The sequence below is a fragment of the Nocardiopsis sp. iso_25 genome (assembly GCF_056173305.1).
Genome location: NZ_CM149667.1, coordinates 4788306 through 4805886, shown reverse-complemented (window position 1 = coordinate 4805886; position 17581 = coordinate 4788306). Strand labels below are relative to the sequence as shown.

Below are 17581 nucleotides of genomic sequence, written 5' to 3'. Positions count from 1 at the left end.
TCGGCCGTCCGGCGGCGGTGTGGTCCGGCCCGCCCGGACCGGTCCCGCGGGTGGGTGCCCCCGTCACGTTCCGGTCTACAGCCCTGGGTTCCGGACGCGTCTCATGACAGGGTTGATGCTGTCCGCTACGGCCCCTCCGGTCACGGAACAGGTCCCCACCTGGAACCGGACCGCGGTACGCGACGTCGTAGCCGGTAGTTCCCGACCTCCGACCAAGGAGCCCATGCCTATGTCGTTCGCGCAGACCGTGCGCGGCGCGGCCGGTGCCGTCGCCCAGGGGGGCGATCCGCGCCAGGCGGTGTCCGACGCGCTGCAACAGGCCACCGAGGGCGGTGGCCTCGACCCCCGGGACTTCGTCGCCGCCCGTGAACAGGGTGACTCCGTCGGCACCCGCATCGAACAGAAGAGCACCTCCCTCAACAACGCGGGCGAGGCGATCAACCGCAGCTACTACGAGCGCGGCGACGGCGGGCCGGTCCACGTCATCTGCCCCATGGTCATCCCCCGCGGACGCACCTTCGTGACGATGCTCCCGGCCATCGCGCTGGTGGCCCTCGGCGTGCTGGGCGCCGTCACCGTCCTGGTCCCGCAGGCGCTCAGCGGTGGCAACCCCCTGACCAACCCCGTCTTCGGCGTCCACTACTGGCTGATCACCATCGCGGTGGCCGCGTTCATGTGGTGGCGCCAGGGCATGGTGATGGTGCCGGAGGGCTGCGAGGCGATCGTCACCCGCTTCGGCAAGATGGAGAACGTCTTCCAGGCCGGGCGGGTCACGCTCTTCAACCCCTGGAAGCGCGTCTCCTACATCGTCAACACCACCCGCGAGTACCCCTTCAACGCGCCGATCCGCTCCGCGCCCACCAAGAGCGGCGTGCAGGCCTCCATCGACCTGTTCGTGCAGTTCAGGATCGTCAACGCCACCGACTTCGTCTACACGCTGGGCGGCGTGAACGGCTTCCAGGAGAAGCTCAACAACGCGATCAGCGAGACCACGCGCAGCCTCATCTACGAGCAGCAGGCCTCGGCCATCTACGACATGGTCGGTGACAACACCCAGAGCCTGGTGGAGCAGCTCAACCGCCAGTTCAGCGGGATCGTGGAGCTGACCAGCGCCAACATCACCCACGCCGAGCCCTCCAACCAGGAGTACCGGATGGACCTGGCGGCGCCGGAGATGGTCCGCGTCGCCAAGGACGCCTACACCTTCGAGTACGAGCTCCAGCTGCGCAAGGAGCAGAACGAGGGTGACCTGAACAAGGAGCTGGCGACCCTCAACGAGACCCTGTCCGCGATCCAGGCCGACATCGCCCAGTACCAGGCGCAGATGGACACGGCCCTGGAGCGCGAGACCAACCGGGCCCGCTCCCTGGCCCACCAGCGCTTCGTCGAGGCCCAGTCCGAGGCCAACGCCAACGCGGCCCTGTTGCAGGCCCAGGCCCTGGACATTCGCGCGGTGAGCGCCGCCGACGCCCCCGAGATCCTCAACTACCGCTTCCGCGAGACCCTCCTGGACAAGCTGGAGGCGGTCGCCGACAGCCTGCCGCAGGTCCTGCGGATCGGGTCGGGCGACGCCGCCAGCGTCGACTACCTGCGCATCGCCCAGGAGATCATCGGCCAGGCCGACACCGCCCTGTTCTCGCAGGAGGACATGGACGCCATCCGCTCCCGCCTCGGCGACATCCGGGGCCGCATCGCCGAGCGCGAGCAGGAGATCAGCGCGCTGGTGCGGGACGCCGACGGCCCCCGGCCCGAACCGGGCCGGGGCGAGGACCCGGGGGAGGAGCTGGTGGAGGAGATCCGCCAGTCCGTCTCCGAGCAGGCCATCGACGAGCGCATGTCCGAGGCGCCCCAGGCGCCCCAGGGGTCCCGGGAGCCGCACAGTCGGCACGAGGCCCCGCGGGAGCAGGGCCCCGCAGGGCCGCCGGTCGACGCGCCGCCGCCCTCGGAAGCCCCCCGCCGGTCCCCGGAGGACCTGCCCCCGCCGCCGTGGTCGCGCGGCACCCAGGGCTCCGGCCCCGACGAGGGAGGTCAGTAGATGAGCGTGTCAGTGAACGCCGGCGGCGGCTCCAGCATCAAGGAGTCCCTCGCCTCGTGGGGTGACCTGGCCGGTCTGCTGCGCGGCGGCGACCAGGGCGCGATCGTCCCCGTGGTCATACCGCGCGACAACCGGGGCCTGCGGTGGACCGTCCTGGTCTGGTTCGGCCTGTTCGCCCTGTGCTCCGCGCTGATGATGGCCATCAACGCCTCGGCGGGCGGGTTCGTCCTCGGGATCGCCTACGTCGTGCTGGCCGTGCCGACCCTGATCGTCGGCGTCCTCAGCATCGTCGTGGCGGGTCTGTGGTGGTGGCGCAGCTCGATCATCGAGATCGAGGAGGGCACGCACGGCATCCTCACCAAGTACGGCGCGATCGTGAAGCCGATCGGTCCGGGCCGCCACTACCTGTGGCACCCGTGGTCGCGGGTGGACTTCGTGGTGGACACCCGCACGGAGATCCCCTACACGGCGCCGGTCCTGGCCTGCCCCACGCGGGAGAACGTGCCGCTGAAGTCGATCGAGTTCTTCCTCAAGTTCCAGATCACCGACCCGATCCGGTTCGTGACGATCATCGGCGCGAGCAACTTCGACCTCGTGCTCTCCAGCGCGGTGCAGGACGCCATCCGCCAGCGCAGCCGCCTGGTCAACACCGAGTCCGCCTACGACCTGCGCGGTTCCAACGTCGAGGACATGCGCCGCCTGCTCAACGGGCAGCTGGAGAAGTACGGTGTGCGCATCACCGGCTGCAACATCCCCGACGTGCAGCTGCCCAGCCAGTACCAGCAGCACCTGTCCACCCGGGAGCGGGTGGCCAAGGAGCTGGTGGCCTACGAGCAGGAGTGGGAGCTGACGCGCAAGCGCCGGATCGACACCCTGCTGATGGACATCGAACGTTCCAAGAAGACCCGTGACGCCAAGATCGTCGAGGTCAACGCCTCTCTCAACAAGGCGCGCAAGGACGTGGCGCAGATGCTGGAGGAGCAGGAGACCGAGGCGCAGCGGGTGCGCTACGAGATCGAGACGCGCGGGCGCGCCGACCTGGTGGCCGCCGAGAACGAGGCGAAGGCGCAGGAGCGCCTGGCCACGGCCTACCGGGACAACCGGGCGGTGCTGGAGTACGAGCTGGCCCGCCGCCGCCTGGACGTGGGCGCCACCCTGGCCGGGCGCGCCCCGCGCCCGGTGGTGGTGCAGACCGAGGCGGGCGCGGGTGACGGTTCGGCGCTGTCGACGCTGCTGACCGCGCAGCTGCTGCCCCAGGTGATGGACGGCCGGGGCGCGCGGGCGCCGCTGGGCGGTTCGGGCGGGGCCAGGGACGTCCTGGACTCCGCGCAGGGCGCGGTCGCCGCGGCCGCCGAGCGCCAGCAGCAGATGGCCGACGAGTACCAGCGCCAGCAGGGCGCCGCGATGCGCGAGCAGTTCGAGCGCGGAGAGGGGTACGGCGGGCAGGGACGCCGCTGACCCGGCGGCCCCGAGCACCGCGGCCGGTCCGCGGGGCGCGGGGTCGCGCACGGGGGCCCGCGACCGGGAGTGGTCGCGGGCCCCTTCCGTGTCCGGGATCAGGCGACGGGGGAGAGGGAGGAGTAGCCCCCGGCGATGTCGATCCCGTTCCGTGCGGCGATCTCGACCAGGTCCTCGACCTCGCCCGCCTGCGCGCTGGCCAGGTCGTCGTCGCCGAGCGCGTGGGCGCGGCGCAGCGCGGTGATCGAGTCGTGGATGCGCACGTGAAGGGTGAGCGCGAACTCGCGCATGGGGCCTCTCCTCAGGTTTGGCGGCGCTGCCGGTGAGGGAGGGCCTGCGGCTCTCCCCCGGGGGGCGTCTCCTTGTGTACCCGGCGAGGGTGAGAGCAGGGTTGGAGTGGGACAAGGACGGGCAAGGCCGGGGTGAAAACGCGGCCGCCCGCCGCGCGGTGGCGCGGCGGGCGGGTCACGGGTGCGCGGGCGCGGTCAGTGGTTGACCCAGACGTACCAGTCGCCCGACACGTGTTCGTAGATCCTGGAGCCCTGCCCGGGGACGAAGACGCCCTCGGGGATGCGCTCGGCGCTGTGCGCCAGGCCCGAGGGGCTGAACAGCCCCGAACCCTCCACCGCGTAGTGGGTGACGCCCTCGTACGCCGAGACGCTGCGCAGCGAGTACAGCCCCACCCGTTCGCCGTTGAGCGGGATGGAGGTGCGGCCGTCGGTGTCCTCGCGCAGCGAGAGCAGCTGGTCGGAGGAGGCGCTGATCCGGCTCTGGAGCGGGACGTCGGCCACGGCCAGGCCGATCGCGGCGGCGGCGATCACCGGTGCGGACACCCAGCGCAGCCAGTAGTAGCGGATCATCGGGCGGGCCACCGCCAGGGCGATGCCCAGGCGCAGCGCGCCCATCCCGGCGAGCAGCAGACCGCCCACCAGGGCGGTGACGAACGTGGGCAGGTGTCCGCCGGGGACGCTGTCCTCGAAGAGCAGGACCAGGCCGACCACGCCGCAGGCGGGGATGTAGAGCCGACCGGGCGGACGGGAGGCCCAGCTGATCAGTCGCTGGCCGAGCGTCGGCTTCTCAGCGATCTCGATCAGCTTGGCCAGGGACCTGTCGGGGGTCGGGCCGGAAGCCGCGGCGGACATGGCGTTCCCTCCACCGAATCCGTGTCATGGGGACGCGGACCCGGAGCGAACGGGAAGAAGGCGCCGCAGGGGGCCGCGTCACAGTCGATACGGCCGCCGAAGCACGGCCTGCTCCACAGGATAGAGCAGTGGCGGGGCGTGTTCGGGGAGGCGGGAGGAAACGCCGCCGTCCCTCCCTCGGGTCGCGGGCGGTTGACGACGGTGTTTCCGGTGCCTCACGCCGACGCGCGGTGAGAGGACGAGGTGGTCCCAGGACCACCGTCCGCCGCTCACGGCCATCAGTACGCACACCGCCGTGACCAGCGACGTCGTTCCCCACGAGGAGATGGGCGCCAGGTCGGGCGAGCCCGCCGTGAGGGCGCCGAGCACCGCCGCGACGGCGAGCAGGGGGCCGGTCAGCCATGTGAGCAGGCCCACGGCGAAGGCGATCGAGAGCGCGACGAGCAGGGCGGGCAGCGTCCCGGCGATCGGGGACAGCACGCCCAGTCCGGCGGCGTCGAGGTGCTCGGCCACCGCGGCCTCCCGGCCGCGCAGCGCGAGCCCGTACTCGGTGAACATCCACCCGACGCACACCCGGACGAGGGCGGCGACGACGTCGTAGAGGCGTCCCCGGGAGATCCGTGGCCGCGGGTACGGCCTGGCGCGCTGCATGCCCATTCCTCCCGGGCGGACGGCGGTCCTGACAAGCGGAAACTACACAAAGTCACGGCTGTTGACCTCTCGTGGTGCCCGGCGAGTCGCGCGAAAGGGCGCTTGCGTGGCCGTCCTGTCCGGGATCGGGGCCATCCGGCGGGGCCGTCCGCGACCCGGGCCCCGCACGGCGTCCGCGCCGCACGCCCTAGGGTGGAGACCGTGCCGACCACATCCACGCCCGCCCCGCCGCCCGCCGCACCCACCTACGAGCTGGAGGACGAACTCCGCTCCTCCGGCGCGCGGGTGGTCGCCGGAGTGGACGAGGTGGGCCGCGGCGCCTGGGCCGGTCCGCTCCTTGTCTGCGCCGCCGTCCCCGGCGAGGGCGACCCGCCCCCCGGCCTGACCGACTCCAAGCGCCTGACCCCCAGACGCCGCCGGGAGATCGCCGACCAGCTGCGCCCCTGGGTCGCCGACCACGCCTTCGGCTGGTCCTCCCCCGAGGAGATCGACGAGGTCGGCATGACCGAGGCGCTGCACCGGGCCTCCCGCCGCGCCCTGGACGCGCTCTCCCCGCGGCCCGACGCCGTCATCCTCGACGGCAGGCACGACTTCATCGGCCGCCCCTGGAGGGTGCGCACCTGCGTCAAGGGCGACCTGGCCTGCGTCAGCGTCGCCGCCGCCGCGATCCTGGCCAAGGTCTGCCGCGACGCCCTCATGGCCGAGCTGGCCGCCGACCACCCCGGCTACGGGTTCGAGCGGGCCGCCGGATACCCCTCGCCCGTGCACCGCGCCGCCCTGGCCGAGTCCGGGCCCACCCCGCACCACCGCATGAGCTGGTCCTACCTCGACGACCTGCCCCGGTGGAAGCACCTGCGCAGGGTCCGCCCCGCTCCCGGCGGGCAGCTCCCCCTGCTGTGAGCACCGGACCCGCGGCCCCCGGGCGGCCCCCCGCCGGGGGGCACGACACGCGGTCCCGTACTGGACATCCGCCCCACTTGGGGCAAGGCTGTGGCTGTGGACGTCGGCCCCCCGGCGCCCCCCGCCCCCGACCCGGACCCCGCCGGTCAGGAGAGCCGACCGCCACGGACCCCCACGCAGGAAGGTGCATGGATGACGCGTGAGATGCGCTCCACCGCCGCCGCGGAGCCGGGACGCGCCTCGGGACTCGACCGCGTGCGCGCCCTCTACCACCGGATCCCCTTCGGCAGACGGCTCGTGTCCGCGCTGGTCCTGCTGACCGTGGTCGCCGTCGTCGCGTTCGTCACGGGAGCCTCCGTCCTCGGCGCGGTCACCGGGGCCCTGGTCCTGCTCATGGCCCTGGCCGCCCTCATGCGCTCCGTGGACGCCTTCGCCACCGTCATGGTGTGCGTGCTCTGGCTCGCGGTGGCCGTCCCCCTCTTCCAGATCCCCCTCACCGGCGAACCCGTCACGCTGCTGGTCCTGCCCCTGCCCCCGCTCGTGGTCCTGGCCGCCGGGCGGGCGCCCGAGTTCCCCGTCTGGCACACCACCGTGCTCTCGCTGACCGCCGGGCTCATCGCCGGGTTCTCCCTGGCCCTGGTCGGACTGGTCGTGGAGCCCTTCGCCGCCTCCTGGGGGATCGCCCTGCTCTACGCCGCCGCGGGCGCCTGTCTGCTGTGGCGGCTGTCGGCCTCGCGCCAGATCCACCGGGAGAGCGAGGCCAACCGGCGCCAGACCGCCGAGTCCATGCCCGTCTCGCGCCGCAACGGCGGTACGGGCCACGCGAACGCGCCCGGGGGCCGGGACGGAGCCGAGGGCCGCACCCGGACACTGCGCGCGCGCACCGGCAGCGGCTCCCGAGGCGTCCCTGCCGCCGACGCCGACGACGAGCCCGTCCCGGTCGACCAGGCCCTGGCCGAACTGGAGGACATGGTCGGCCTCGACCCGGTCAAACAGCAGGTGCGCGGGATCGCCGCCTCCATCGAGGCGGCCCGCCTGCGCGCCGACGCGGGCTTCCCCGTCGAGCGGCCACTGCGCCACCTGGTCTTCTCCGGTCCGCCCGGCACCGGCAAGACCAGCGTCGCCCGCACCCTGGCCACCATCTTCCACTCCTTCGGGCTGCTGCCCACCTCCCGCGTGGTCGAGGCCCAGCGCGCCGACCTCGTGGGGGAGTACCTGGGCGCGACCGCCATCAGGACCAACGAGCTCATCGACCGGGCGCTGGGCGGCGTGCTGTTCGTGGACGAGGCCTACTCCCTGGTCAACGAGGGCGACGGCCAGGCCGACCGGTTCGGCAACGAGGCCGTGCAGACCCTGCTCAAGCGCGCCGAGGACGACCGCGACCAGCTCGTCGTCGTCCTGGCCGGGTACGAGAAGGAGATGGACGCCTTCCTGGCCTCCAACCCCGGTCTGGCCTCGCGCTTCGCCACCCGCATCAACTTTCCCAGCTACACCGCCGACGAGCTGTTCCGCATCGCCGAGTCCCTCGTCCACCAGCGCGGTGACACCCTCGACGGGGAAGCCGCCCAGGCGCTGCGGCGAAGGTTCGACCAGGTCGTCCAGCGCGAGGTGGTCGACGAGCTCGGCAACGGCCGCTTCGCCCGCTCGGTGGTTGAGAAGGCAGCCCAGGCCCGCGACGTGCGCGTGGTCACCGCCGGGGTGGACGGCGCGGAGCCCGCGCCCCGACCCGAGGCCGAGGACCTCATCACCGTCCGCGCCTCGGACGTGGAGGCCGCCCACCGGGAGCTGACCTCGCGCCTGCCCGGTTTCGGCGAGGCGCCCGGCATCGGCGAGGCGATGGCCGAACTGGACGCCATGATCGGCCTGGAGCCGGTCAAGGAGCAGGTCCGCTCCATCGTGGCCCAGCTGCGGGTGGCCAAGCTCCGCGAGGAGCAGGGGCTGCTCAACCAGGCGCCCATGCGGCACTTCGTGTTCTCCGGTCCGCCCGGCACCGGCAAGACCACCGTCGCCCGGGTGCTGGGCCGGGTCTTCGCGGCGCTGGGCCTGCTCGGCCGCGCCGACGTGGTCGAGGCCCAGCGCGCCGACCTGGTCGGTGAGCACCTGGGCGCCACGGCGGTCAAGACCAACCGGCTCGTGGACCGGGCGCTGGGCGGCGTGCTGTTCGTGGACGAGGCCTACTCCCTGGTCAACCCCGGCTACAGCGGCGGCGACGCCTTCGGCTCCGAGGCCATCCAGACCCTGCTCAAGCGGGCCGAGGACGACCGGTCCCGGCTCGTGGTCGTGCTCGCGGGCTACCCGGCGGAGATGGAGCGGTTCCTGGCCTCCAACGCCGGGCTGTCCTCGCGGTTCAACGTGCGGGTGCGCTTCCCCTCCTACAGCGCCGACGAGCTCACCGAGATCGCCGAGGCCGTGGCCGCCCGCACCGGCGACGCCTTCGACGACACCGCGCGCGAGGACCTGCGCAGTATCTTCGCGCACGTGTGCGAGGCCGGGTGGATCGACGAGCTCGGCAACGGCCGCTTCGCCCGCTCCCTGTTCGAGAAGGCGTGCTCCCACCGAGACCTGCGCGTGTCCCAGGAGCTGGGCGAGGCCGCGACCGCCGCCGAACTCACCGTGCTGACCAGCGCCGACGTCCGCAGGGCCTACGCCGAGGCGACGCAGTAGACCCGAGGGGCCGCGCACACGCGTGCTGCTAGTGTCCGGTCCATGACCGCTGCACCCACTTCCCCCTCCGCGTCCCCCGTCACCCAGGCGCTCATCCTCGCCGGGGGCCAGGCCACCCGGCTGCGGCCCTACACCGACACCCGCCCCAAGGCGATGGTGGAGGTGGCCGGACGGCCCATCATCGACTACCAGCTGGAGTGGCTCACCGGCCACGGCGTCGAACACGTCGTCGTCTCCTGCGGCTACAAGGCCGAGGTCCTGCGCGAGCACCTGGAGGCCCGCGAGGGCGGTCCGCGGATCACGCTCCTGGTCGAGGACGAGCCGCTCGGCCGCGGCGGAGCCCTGCGCTTCGCCTCCACCGGCCTGCGTGACCCGGAGGCCCCCTACTTCGCGCTCAACGGCGACGTGCTCACCTGGTTCCCCCTGGACGAGATGACCGCCCGCCACCGGGAGCGGGGCGGCCTGGCCACCCTGGCCCTGGCCCAGTTCCGCACCACCTGGGGCATCGTGGACGTGGACGACCAGGACCGGATCGAGGGCTTCACCCAGAGCCCGCTGCTGCCGGTGTGGATCAACGCCGGGGTGTACCTGTTCGAGCCGGGCGTCACCCCGCTGCTGCCGACCAAGGGCGACCACGAGTCCTCCACCTTCCCCGAACTGGCCGGGGAGGGGCGTCTGACCGCCTACCGCATCAACGGCTTCTGGCGCGGCGTGGACACCGCCAAGGACGTCAAGGAGGCGGGGGAGCGGATCACCGCCATGCGCGAGGGCGCCTGACCCCGGCCGGGGAAGAGCGGACGTCGGCCGACCGGGCGCCGGGGAGGATGGGTATCGTCACCAAGGTGACGAACGACGGTTTCCTCCTCTCCAGCGCCCCCAACTTCCGCGACCTCGGCGGGCACCCCACCGCCTCGGGCCGCACGGTCCGCCGCGGGCTCGTGTACCGCTCCGACGCCCTGCACGCGATCGCCGCCGACGAGCTGCCCGCCTACAACGGCCTGGGCATCCGCCAGCTCGTCGACCTGCGCACCCCGCACGAGCGCGAGACCCTCCCCGACGTCGTCCCCGAGGGCGCCGAGTACGCGGTCGTGGCCGTGCAGGACCCCGAGGCGGCCGGAGCCAACTTCTCCCTGGCCCTGGCCGACCCCGAGAAGGCCCGCCTCATGTTCGCCGACGGCGCCGCCGAGCGCTTCATGCACGGCGTCTACCGCGAGCTCGTGACCGACGCCGAGGCGCTCACCGGGTACCGGGAGCTGGTCGAGCGGGTGGCCCGCGGCCCGGCGTCCCTGGTCTTCCACTGCAGCGCGGGCAAGGACCGCACCGGCTGGGGCGCCGCCCTGCTGCTCGGCCTGCTGGGCGTGGACCGCGAGGCCGTGGTCGCCGACTACCTGGCCAGCAACGAGCGCCAGGCCAACACCGACGAGTGGATGCGCAGGCTCGCCCGGCACAGCGCCCTGGACTGGGAGGAGGTCGTCCCCATGACGCGGGTGCGCGCCGAGTACCTGGAGACCGCCTTCGCCCACGTGGACGAGGTCCACGGCTCCTTCGACGCCTACGTCACCGAGGGCCTCAAGCTCTCCGACGCCACCGTCGAACAGTTGCGCGAGCGCATGCTGGAGTAGGCGCGGTGCCGGGGCGCGCGGCCTACAGCGCGTCCAGGCGGCGGCGCAGGTCGCTCTCGCCCGAGGCGGCCTCCAGCACCTCGCCCAGGGCGGCCAGCACGCCGGGCCGGTCCACACCCCGGTCCAGCATCCGGCGGGCCGCCGCCCACAGGTTCGCGGGCCTGCCGTGCCACAGCCTTCGGGCCAGGCGCTCGTGCCGGTCCAGCTCCCGCTCCCGCTCGGGGTCGTCGCCGGTCACCGGCCGGTACCACCGGTCCTGCCCGCTGGAGTGGCGGCCGCTGTGCGGCGTGGCCGCCTCGTACTCGCCGTAGTGGTCCAGGCGCAGCAACGCCCTGCGGCCCCGGGCCGTGTCCGGGTCGAACTCCTCCGGCGCCCACGTCACCAGCTCGCTGGCCAGCAGCGGGAACGCGAACATCCGACGCGCCAGCGACGAGAAGTCGCCGTCCGGCATCAGCCGCCGCACCGCCTCCTGGCGCAGCCCCAGCGGGCGCGCCGGGTCGCGGTAGGTGCGGGTGAACTCCGCGGTGGACTCCCACACCGCGTCCAGCGTCGCGCCCACCGCCACCCGCGGCAGCCCGCCGCGTCCGCCCGCCCAGCGCACCCACGCCGCCAGCACGTGCGGCATGGCCTCCTGCTCCTCGGGCAGCAGCACCACCCGGCCGGGCAGCCAGTGCAGCAGGAAGGACTCCACCTTGCGCGGGCTGACGCGCATCGGCCGACCGCCGTCCACGTCGCAGCCGTGCGTGATGATGTGGTCGGCGCAGCGGCTCGCCGCGTAGGAGTCGGAGAGTTCGGCGGCCTCGTCCGAGGCCAGGAAGCGCGCGGCCAGCACCGCGCGCCGGTCGCGCCGCCACACCGGGGCCGGGAAGGGGTCCACCCCCTCGGGAGGCGTGGGCAGGGACCGCACCCGCGCGTTGGCCAGGGCGAAGTGCGCGGCCAGCGACCCCCCGGTCAGGTCGGAGACCTTCAGCCCCACCGGCTCCATGAGCGCCCCCGAGGCCCGGTCGGCCGACGCGCCCGCCACCACCTGCTCCGTGCGTTCCAGGGCCCGCGACAGCAGGGCGCGCGCCTCGGTCAGCTCCACCTGCGTGAACCGCGCGAACTCGTCCGTCTCGGCCCTGGTCCGGCAGCTCTCCAGCAGCTGCTCGACCTTGGTGGTCACCCAGGCGTCGCGCAGCACGCCGCCGCCGTTGTGGTCCAGGACCAGGATCAGCGCGTGCTCGGGCGGCAGCGAGCCCGGGTGGCCGGGGTGGTCGCCGTCGCGGCTGAACACGCACACGAAGTCCTCGGTGTCACCGAACTGGTCGGTGCTGACATAGACGGCCACCGGTGTGACCGCGCCGAGCTGGGAGGCCCACGCCGGTACCTGGAGGCCGCGCTCGCGGAGCGCGATCATCCCCTGTTCGGCCAGGCCCCGCTGCTCGGACGAGGTGCCCAGGGCGGTGACCGCCGCGAGCACGCCCAGCCCCGCGGGCTTGCCGGAGGCGGTGGCGTGCGCCACCAGGCCCTCGCCGAGCAGCCTCTCCACGTCCACTCCGGGGACCCGCTCCCCCCACCACGTGCCGAGCAGCTCGCTGAAGGCGAGTTCGGCGTCGAGCGGGTGGCGCATGGCCAGCAGCGCTCTGGCGGCGCGCAGCATCTCGTCGAAGACGGCGCGGGGAACCGGTTCGGAACCTGGGGACGGAGGCATCGGGGAGGGCACCACCCGAGCGTATGCCAGCCCCGGGTGTGCGCTCCTCCGTTCCCGCGAACCGACGGCGGCACACCGGCGGCGCCGGGCGCGACCAAGGCGCGGCTCCCGTCGGGGGAGGCCGCGCCCCTGGTGGTGACCGTCGGGCTCAGCGCGGTTTCGGTATGCCCCTGTGGCCGCCGAACAGGCCCGCGGCTGATCTGCGCGCCTGCTTCCTGGCCGGCGGGGAGGGCGGCACGGAGTTCACCATCGCCTCCAGGTGCTCGCGGGCGACCCGCTCGACCAGGTGCGGCGTGACCGTGATGCCCAGGTGTTCGACGCAGTTCCAGGTGTCGCTGACGCAGCGTTCGACACATCGGTGGGACAGGGCACTGAACTCGTCGTGGAGCCGTGCCGAGATCCGACTGAGATCCTGGACCGGGAAGGTCTGGAGCATTCTCGCTCACACCCCTAGCTGGAGATGGCCTGGACGGTGACCTCCACCCATTTCACTTGTTCTGGACGGAGTGTCAACCCCTCTCCCGGCACGCTGTTGATAAAACCTCCGGGAAGCATCGTTTACCCGAACACCACCGTCATCGCAGTTCAGCAAGGCGAAAAGGGTGTTTCAGGCGGATAACGCCCCTGGCCCCGAGTGGAGAACGCAAACCTCCCGGGAACTCCCATCGCCGGGAATAGGCGGAAAACACGTCGCCGAAAGTCTCCGTCCGCTGTGACGCGACCCTCGGGTGGCCTATTGTTTACCTTCCACGTCCACGGGCGGCCTCCCTCCACGACGGCCGTTGCGTGTGGACGGCTGTGTCTTATGCTTGAGCCGTGACAGCGGCCGAGAGGAGTCATCGAGCGTGACTCCCGGGAGCCGCGGAGCCCCCCGATCACCTTCGGCGCCGCGCGACTTCCGGCTTTCACGCCGGGGGCGGCCGGTCGACAGGGGCCGCGCGGCCCAGGCAGCACCCCCCAACGAAACACGGCTGGGGAATCGACGGTTCCGGAGGTGTCGAGCAGTTGAGCGCCGAGACGTCCATTCCGCCACCCCGGGTCAGCGGGGCGGAACTCCCCGACGCGGTCGGATCCCTCCTCACCGACTCCCCGATCGGGTTCGCGCTGCTCGGCCCCGACGACCTCCTCGGCACGATCAACCAGCGCCTGGCCGCCGACGTCCTGGGGCGCGCACCCGCCGAGTGCCTGGGCCGCGACCCCGGCGACCTGCTGGAGGAGAGCGGTGACCGCGACGCCGCCGCCGACCACCGGACCGGCCTGGCCCGGGCGCGCGAGAGCGGGCAGGCCGTCCGCGGACGCCACCGCGCCCCCGCCGGAGAGCGGTGGGACCTGACCTGGTTCCCCGTCACCGAACCGGACACGGACGAGGAGTACGTCGCCCTCATCGCCGTCCCCGCCGGTGAGGGCGCCGAACCCGCCGACGACGGCGCCGCCCTGCGCCGCGACGAGCAGCGGCTGCGCGCCCTGTTCCAGGCGGGCAACCAGATCGTCTGGGCCGCCGGGCCCGGTGGCGAAATCCGCGAGGACTGCCCCCAGTGGCGGGCCGTCACCGGCCAGGAGCTGGAGCACTACCTGGGCCGGGGCTGGCTCGACGCCCTCCACCCCGAGGACCGCCCCCGCGTCGAGCGCGCGTGGGAGGACTCCGTCCTGGACGTCACCCCCTTCGACGCCATGTTCCGCGTGCGCATCCGCTCGGGCGGCTACGGCCACTACCGGGCCAGGGCCCACCCGGTCATGGAGGGGACGCGGACCGCCGAGTGGATCGGAACCCTCGCCGACATCACCAACGAGCGCGAGGCCGACGAACTCCGCCAGCGCCTCAACCAGCAGCTCAGCGAGGCGGCCATGCGCACCGCCCGCCTCCAGAAGGCCACCTCCGACCTGGCCGAGGCGCTCACCGCCGACGAGGTCGTCAACGCCATGTCCGAGATCGGCCGCTCCGGGGTGGGCGCCGACCACACCTGCGTCGTCCTGCTGGACCGCGACCGCCTGCGGCTGCGCACCATCGCCGCCGCGCACGCCCACCAGCTGCCCCGCTCCACCTTCCCCGCCGACCACCCCGACATCGCCGCCCTGGCGGTGGCCGACCGGCTGCCCCGCCTGGCCGCCAACCCGGCCGAGCTGAGCGCGCTGTTCGACGGCGCGCCCGAGGTCGACGAGCTCGTCGGGTCCACGCCCGAGCGGGCCTGGATCGCGCTGCCGATGATGACCGCGGGGCGCCCCATCGGCGCGCTGCGCTTCGCCTTCTCCACCCCGCGCGAGGTCTCCGACGACGAGCGCGTGTTCCTGGAGGCCCTGGCCGGACAGTGCGCGCTGGCCATCGGCCGCGCGACCCTCTACGAGCAGGAGCACAGCACCGCCGAGGAGCTCCAGCGCAGCCTGCTGCCCGAGGAACTGCCCGGGGTGCGCGGCGTGCGCCTGGCCGCCTACTACCGGTCCGGGTCGCAGAACGTGCAGGTCGGCGGCGACTGGTACGACGCCTTCCCGCTGCCCGACGGCCGCGTCGCCGGTGTGCTCGGCGACGTCATGGGCAAGGGCATCCCGGCCGCGGCCGGGATGAGCCGCATCCGCAACGCGCTGCGAGCCCTGGCCTTCTCCATGCCCGAGCCCGCCGACGTCCTGGCCGGCCTGGACCGCATGTTCTCGGCCACGGAGGGTATGGACCAGGTCACCACACTGGTCTACTTCGTGCTCGACCCCGTCACCGGACAGCTCGACCTCAGCAACGCGGGACACCTCCCGCCGCTGGTCGTGGCGGGCGGCGCGCGGCCGTCACTGCTCGACACCGAACCCGACACGCCGCTCGGGGTCAGCTCCCCGCGGGGCCACCACAAATTCTTCGTCCAACCCGGTAACACCGTCGCCCTGTACTCCGATGGACTGGTTGAGAACCGCAAACGGTCCGTCTACTCCGGACTCGACGAGCTCGTCCACGTGGCGTCCTCGGCCCCTCCGGAGGTGGTGGGCGATCCACAGCAGATGCTGGAGTACCTTGTTGAGAGCATGCTCGATGGGTATGAGCAGGACGACGACGTCACGCTGCTCGCCGTCCAGCTTCCGGTGATCGACTCCGTGCCGGAGCGGTAGTGCCGGTTCGAGGCGGACCGGTGGACACCGGTCTGTGGCGGACCGGTGCGCACCGGTCCGCGCCGTGCCGGTGAACCGGCGGCAGACCGACGACAGACCGTACGAACAAGTCCATTGCCTTGCCTACAGTGAAGAAGCCGTTCCGCCCCGCGATGCGGGGGTGATCCTCTGCTGGGGTGACCTCCGGGAGCGCATACGCTGGACGGGGACGACCCTGGAGAGCGCATACGCTTGAAAGACCAACGGCTTCCCCGCCCCAGTGGGGACGATCCCAGGCCGCAGGTGGGAGAGGGCGCAGTGCCCGGTCCCGGCCAGGCGGACCACCGGGTCCGACAATCTCGCCACACGTCCGTTCGAGAGGTGTTTGTGTCATCTGCCAGTTCGACTCGCTCGAAGCAGTCCGAGTCACTGCAAGAGCCCGTCATTCAGCAGCTGATCGAGCGTGGGCGGTCCCAGGGCTTCCTTGAGCCCGAGGACGTGCGCCGTGCCTTCGAAGAGGCCGAAATCCCGATGTCGCAGGCGCAGTCCGTGCTCCGCAGCCTCGCCAAGGAGGGCGTGACCGTACTCGTCCCCGAGTCGGCCTCCTCCCGGCGCAAGGCGCCGCGGCGCAAGGCGGCGACCACCAAGACGGCGGCCACGCGGTCCACCTCGACCAGGTCCACCAAGACCACCGCGACGAGCAGGGCCGCCAAGCCCGTGCGCGCGGCGGCGGCCCAGGAGCAGAACGAGACGGTCACCGCCGTGGTCGGTTCCGCCGAGGACGCCGGGGGCGAGGCCAAGGCGGAGAAGAAGCCCGCGGCCAAGAAGCCCGCCAAGAAGGCGGCGCCCAAGAAGCCCGCGACCAAGGCCGCCAAGACCACCGCGGCCAAGGGCCCGGCCGCCAAGGCCACCGGCCTCAAGGCCGCCGCCAAGAAGACGGCGACCAAGGAGCTCGGGCTCGCGGCGGACGGCGAGTTCGACGAGGACGAGGACGGCCTGGACGACCTCGAGCACACCGGCGCCGAGCTGGAGCTGGTCGAGGACACCCCGGACCCGGCGGACAAGGACCTCAAGCCCGCCAAGCCCGAGGCCGTGGGCGCCCCGACCAAGCCCGCGAACGAGGACGAGTCCTTCGTCCTCTACGACGACGATGACGACGCCCCCGCGGCGCAGGTCGTGGCCGCGGGCGCTACGGCGGACCCGGTCAAGGACTACCTCAAGCAGATCGGCAAGGTCCCGCTGCTCAACGCCGAGCAGGAGGTCGAACTCGCCAAGCGGATCGAGGCCGGCCTGTTCGCCGAGGAGAAGCTGGCGGAGGAGGCCGAGCTCCTCACCGTCGAGCTGCGCGACGAGCTGGAGTGGATCGCCGAGGACGGCGGCCGCGCCAAGAAGCACCTGCTGGAGGCCAACCTCCGGCTCGTGGTCTCGCTCGCCAAGCGCTACACCGGCCGCGGCATGCTCTTCCTGGACCTGATCCAGGAGGGCAACCTCGGTCTGATCCGCGCGGTGGAGAAGTTCGACTACACCAAGGGCTTCAAGTTCTCCACCTACGCCACGTGGTGGATCCGCCAGGCGATCACCCGGGCCATGGCCGACCAGGCGCGCACCATCCGCATCCCGGTGCACATGGTCGAGGTCATCAACAAGCTGGCCCGCGTCCAGCGCCAGATGCTCCAGGACCTGGGCCGCGAGCCCACCCCGGAGGAGCTGGCCAGGGAACTCGACATGACCCCGGAGAAGGTCGTCGAGGTGCAGAAGTACGGCCGCGAGCCGATCTCCCTGCACACCCCGCTGGGCGAGGACGGCGACAGCGAGTTCGGCGACCTCATCGAGGACTCCGAGGCGATCCAGCCGGGCGAGGCGGTCAGCTTCACCCTGCTCCAGGAGCAGCTGCACTCGGTGCTGGACACGCTGTCCGAGCGCGAGGCGGGCGTGGTGTCCATGCGCTTCGGTCTCACCGACGGCCAGCCGAAGACTTTAGACGAGATCGGCAAGGTCTACGGGGTCACCCGTGAGCGCATCCGGCAGATCGAGAGCAAGACGATGTCGAAGCTCCGCCACCCGTCGCGTTCGCAGGTGCTCCGCGACTACCTGGACTAGGTTCACCCGGGTGGTCGGCCGGTCGGCGGCCCTTTCACGCTGACCGGCGGCTGAAGAGAACCGGACCGGTCCCGGGTCGGCGCCCCCTGCCCGAAGGCGGGGCGTGCCGACCCGGGACCGGCACCCCCAGTTCCGCGCGGTTGTGGCGACGTCCGCGTGTGCCGGAGCAGCCCCCGTTGGTGCTCCGGGGTGCCCGTCGTGCTCGGGAGCGTCCTTGGGTCTCCCGGGCACTGTGTCATCCGAGGCACCGTGT

General features: G+C 72.6%; 13 protein-coding genes. 8 read left to right on the top strand and 5 right to left on the bottom strand.

Translation table 11 applies throughout. From position 1 onward, the window contains the following. Window positions 1–229: 229 nt before the first annotated feature. The gene (locus AC0VX6_RS20685; protein WP_475465675.1) at window positions 230–2035 is read left to right on the top strand and encodes an SPFH domain-containing protein; all 1806 of its coding nucleotides are present in this window, start codon (window positions 230–232) and stop codon (window positions 2033–2035) included. Further along, window positions 2036–3493, top strand: coding sequence for an SPFH domain-containing protein (locus tag AC0VX6_RS20680; RefSeq protein WP_475465674.1), 1458 nt, complete (start codon window positions 2036–2038; stop codon window positions 3491–3493). A gap of 98 nt (window positions 3494–3591) precedes the next feature. On the opposite strand, the gene AC0VX6_RS20675 is transcribed toward AC0VX6_RS20680, so the two are convergent. The 3 genes from AC0VX6_RS20675 to AC0VX6_RS20665 all read right to left on the bottom strand — a co-directional run bounded on the left by AC0VX6_RS20675 (window position 3592) and on the right by AC0VX6_RS20665 (window position 5286). Continuing rightward, window positions 3592–3783 carry a hypothetical protein gene (locus AC0VX6_RS20675; protein WP_013154335.1) on the bottom strand — a complete coding sequence of 64 codons (192 nt, stop codon included), beginning with the start codon at window positions 3781–3783 and terminating at the stop codon, window positions 3592–3594. 195 nt (window positions 3784–3978) lie between these two features. Beyond that, window positions 3979–4635: a hypothetical protein gene (locus tag AC0VX6_RS20670; protein WP_274974251.1), complete on the bottom strand. Its 657-nt coding sequence runs from the start codon at window positions 4633–4635 to the stop codon at window positions 3979–3981. A gap of 78 nt (window positions 4636–4713) precedes the next feature. After that, the gene (locus tag AC0VX6_RS20665) at window positions 4714–5286 is read right to left on the bottom strand and encodes a DoxX family protein (protein WP_475465672.1); all 573 of its coding nucleotides are present in this window, start codon (window positions 5284–5286) and stop codon (window positions 4714–4716) included. Between the two features lie 201 nt (window positions 5287–5487). Between AC0VX6_RS20665 and AC0VX6_RS20660 the strand changes: the two genes are divergently transcribed. From AC0VX6_RS20660 to AC0VX6_RS20645, 4 genes are all read left to right on the top strand, one after another. Continuing rightward, on the top strand, window positions 5488–6186 hold the full coding sequence (locus AC0VX6_RS20660; RefSeq protein ID WP_475465670.1) for a ribonuclease HII: 699 nt from the start codon (window positions 5488–5490) through the stop codon (window positions 6184–6186). A 192-nt stretch (window positions 6187–6378) separates the two neighbouring features. Further along, a complete protein-coding gene (locus AC0VX6_RS20655) occupies window positions 6379–8850 on the top strand; it encodes an AAA family ATPase (protein WP_475465668.1) in 2472 nt (823 codons plus the stop codon). 42 nt (window positions 8851–8892) lie between these two features. After that, entirely contained in the window at window positions 8893–9627 is a 735-nt protein-coding gene (locus AC0VX6_RS20650; protein ID WP_475465667.1) for a nucleotidyltransferase family protein, read from the top strand. 47 nt (window positions 9628–9674) lie between these two features. After that, window positions 9675–10472, top strand: coding sequence for a tyrosine-protein phosphatase (locus AC0VX6_RS20645; protein WP_475465666.1), 798 nt, complete (start codon window positions 9675–9677; stop codon window positions 10470–10472). A 22-nt stretch (window positions 10473–10494) separates the two neighbouring features. Here AC0VX6_RS20645 and AC0VX6_RS20640 read toward each other — a convergent pair whose 3' ends face one another. Further along, window positions 10495–12111 carry a hypothetical protein gene (locus AC0VX6_RS20640; RefSeq protein WP_274978204.1) on the bottom strand — a complete coding sequence of 539 codons (1617 nt, stop codon included), beginning with the start codon at window positions 12109–12111 and terminating at the stop codon, window positions 10495–10497. Window positions 12112–12310: 199 nt separating this feature from the next. Beyond that, complete coding sequence (locus tag AC0VX6_RS20635; protein WP_274974245.1) at window positions 12311–12598, bottom strand: hypothetical protein; 288 nt, start codon at window positions 12596–12598, stop codon at window positions 12311–12313. A gap of 569 nt (window positions 12599–13167) precedes the next feature. Between AC0VX6_RS20635 and AC0VX6_RS20630 the strand changes: the two genes are divergently transcribed. Both AC0VX6_RS20630 and AC0VX6_RS20625 read left to right on the top strand, forming a co-directional pair. Then, entirely contained in the window at window positions 13168–15249 is a 2082-nt protein-coding gene (locus AC0VX6_RS20630) for a SpoIIE family protein phosphatase (RefSeq protein ID WP_475465664.1), read from the top strand. 366 nt (window positions 15250–15615) lie between these two features. Continuing rightward, window positions 15616–17328, top strand: coding sequence for an RNA polymerase sigma factor (locus AC0VX6_RS20625; protein WP_274974243.1), 1713 nt, complete (start codon window positions 15616–15618; stop codon window positions 17326–17328). The last annotated feature ends 253 nt before the right edge of the window (window positions 17329–17581 follow it).

Bases quoted from the DNA above. Each gene is read 5' to 3' on its own strand.
- AC0VX6_RS20680 (WP_475465674.1), top strand. From the start codon at position 2,036: ATGAGCGTGTCAGTGAACGCCGGCGGCGGCTCCAGCATCAAGGAGTCC.
- AC0VX6_RS20675 (WP_013154335.1), bottom strand. From the start codon at position 3,783: ATGCGCGAGTTCGCGCTCACCCTTCACGTGCGCATCCACGACTCGATC.
- AC0VX6_RS20685 (WP_475465675.1), top strand. From the start codon at position 230: ATGTCGTTCGCGCAGACCGTGCGCGGCGCGGCCGGTGCCGTCGCCCAG.
- AC0VX6_RS20650 (WP_475465667.1), top strand. From the start codon at position 8,893: ATGACCGCTGCACCCACTTCCCCCTCCGCGTCCCCCGTCACCCAGGCG.
- AC0VX6_RS20655 (WP_475465668.1), top strand. From the start codon at position 6,379: ATGACGCGTGAGATGCGCTCCACCGCCGCCGCGGAGCCGGGACGCGCC.
- AC0VX6_RS20645 (WP_475465666.1), top strand. From the start codon at position 9,675: ATGGGTATCGTCACCAAGGTGACGAACGACGGTTTCCTCCTCTCCAGC.
- AC0VX6_RS20640 (WP_274978204.1), bottom strand. From the start codon at position 12,111: ATGCTGCGCGCCGCCAGAGCGCTGCTGGCCATGCGCCACCCGCTCGAC.
- AC0VX6_RS20635 (WP_274974245.1), bottom strand. From the start codon at position 12,598: ATGCTCCAGACCTTCCCGGTCCAGGATCTCAGTCGGATCTCGGCACGG.
- AC0VX6_RS20665 (WP_475465672.1), bottom strand. From the start codon at position 5,286: ATGCAGCGCGCCAGGCCGTACCCGCGGCCACGGATCTCCCGGGGACGC.
- AC0VX6_RS20670 (WP_274974251.1), bottom strand. From the start codon at position 4,635: ATGTCCGCCGCGGCTTCCGGCCCGACCCCCGACAGGTCCCTGGCCAAG.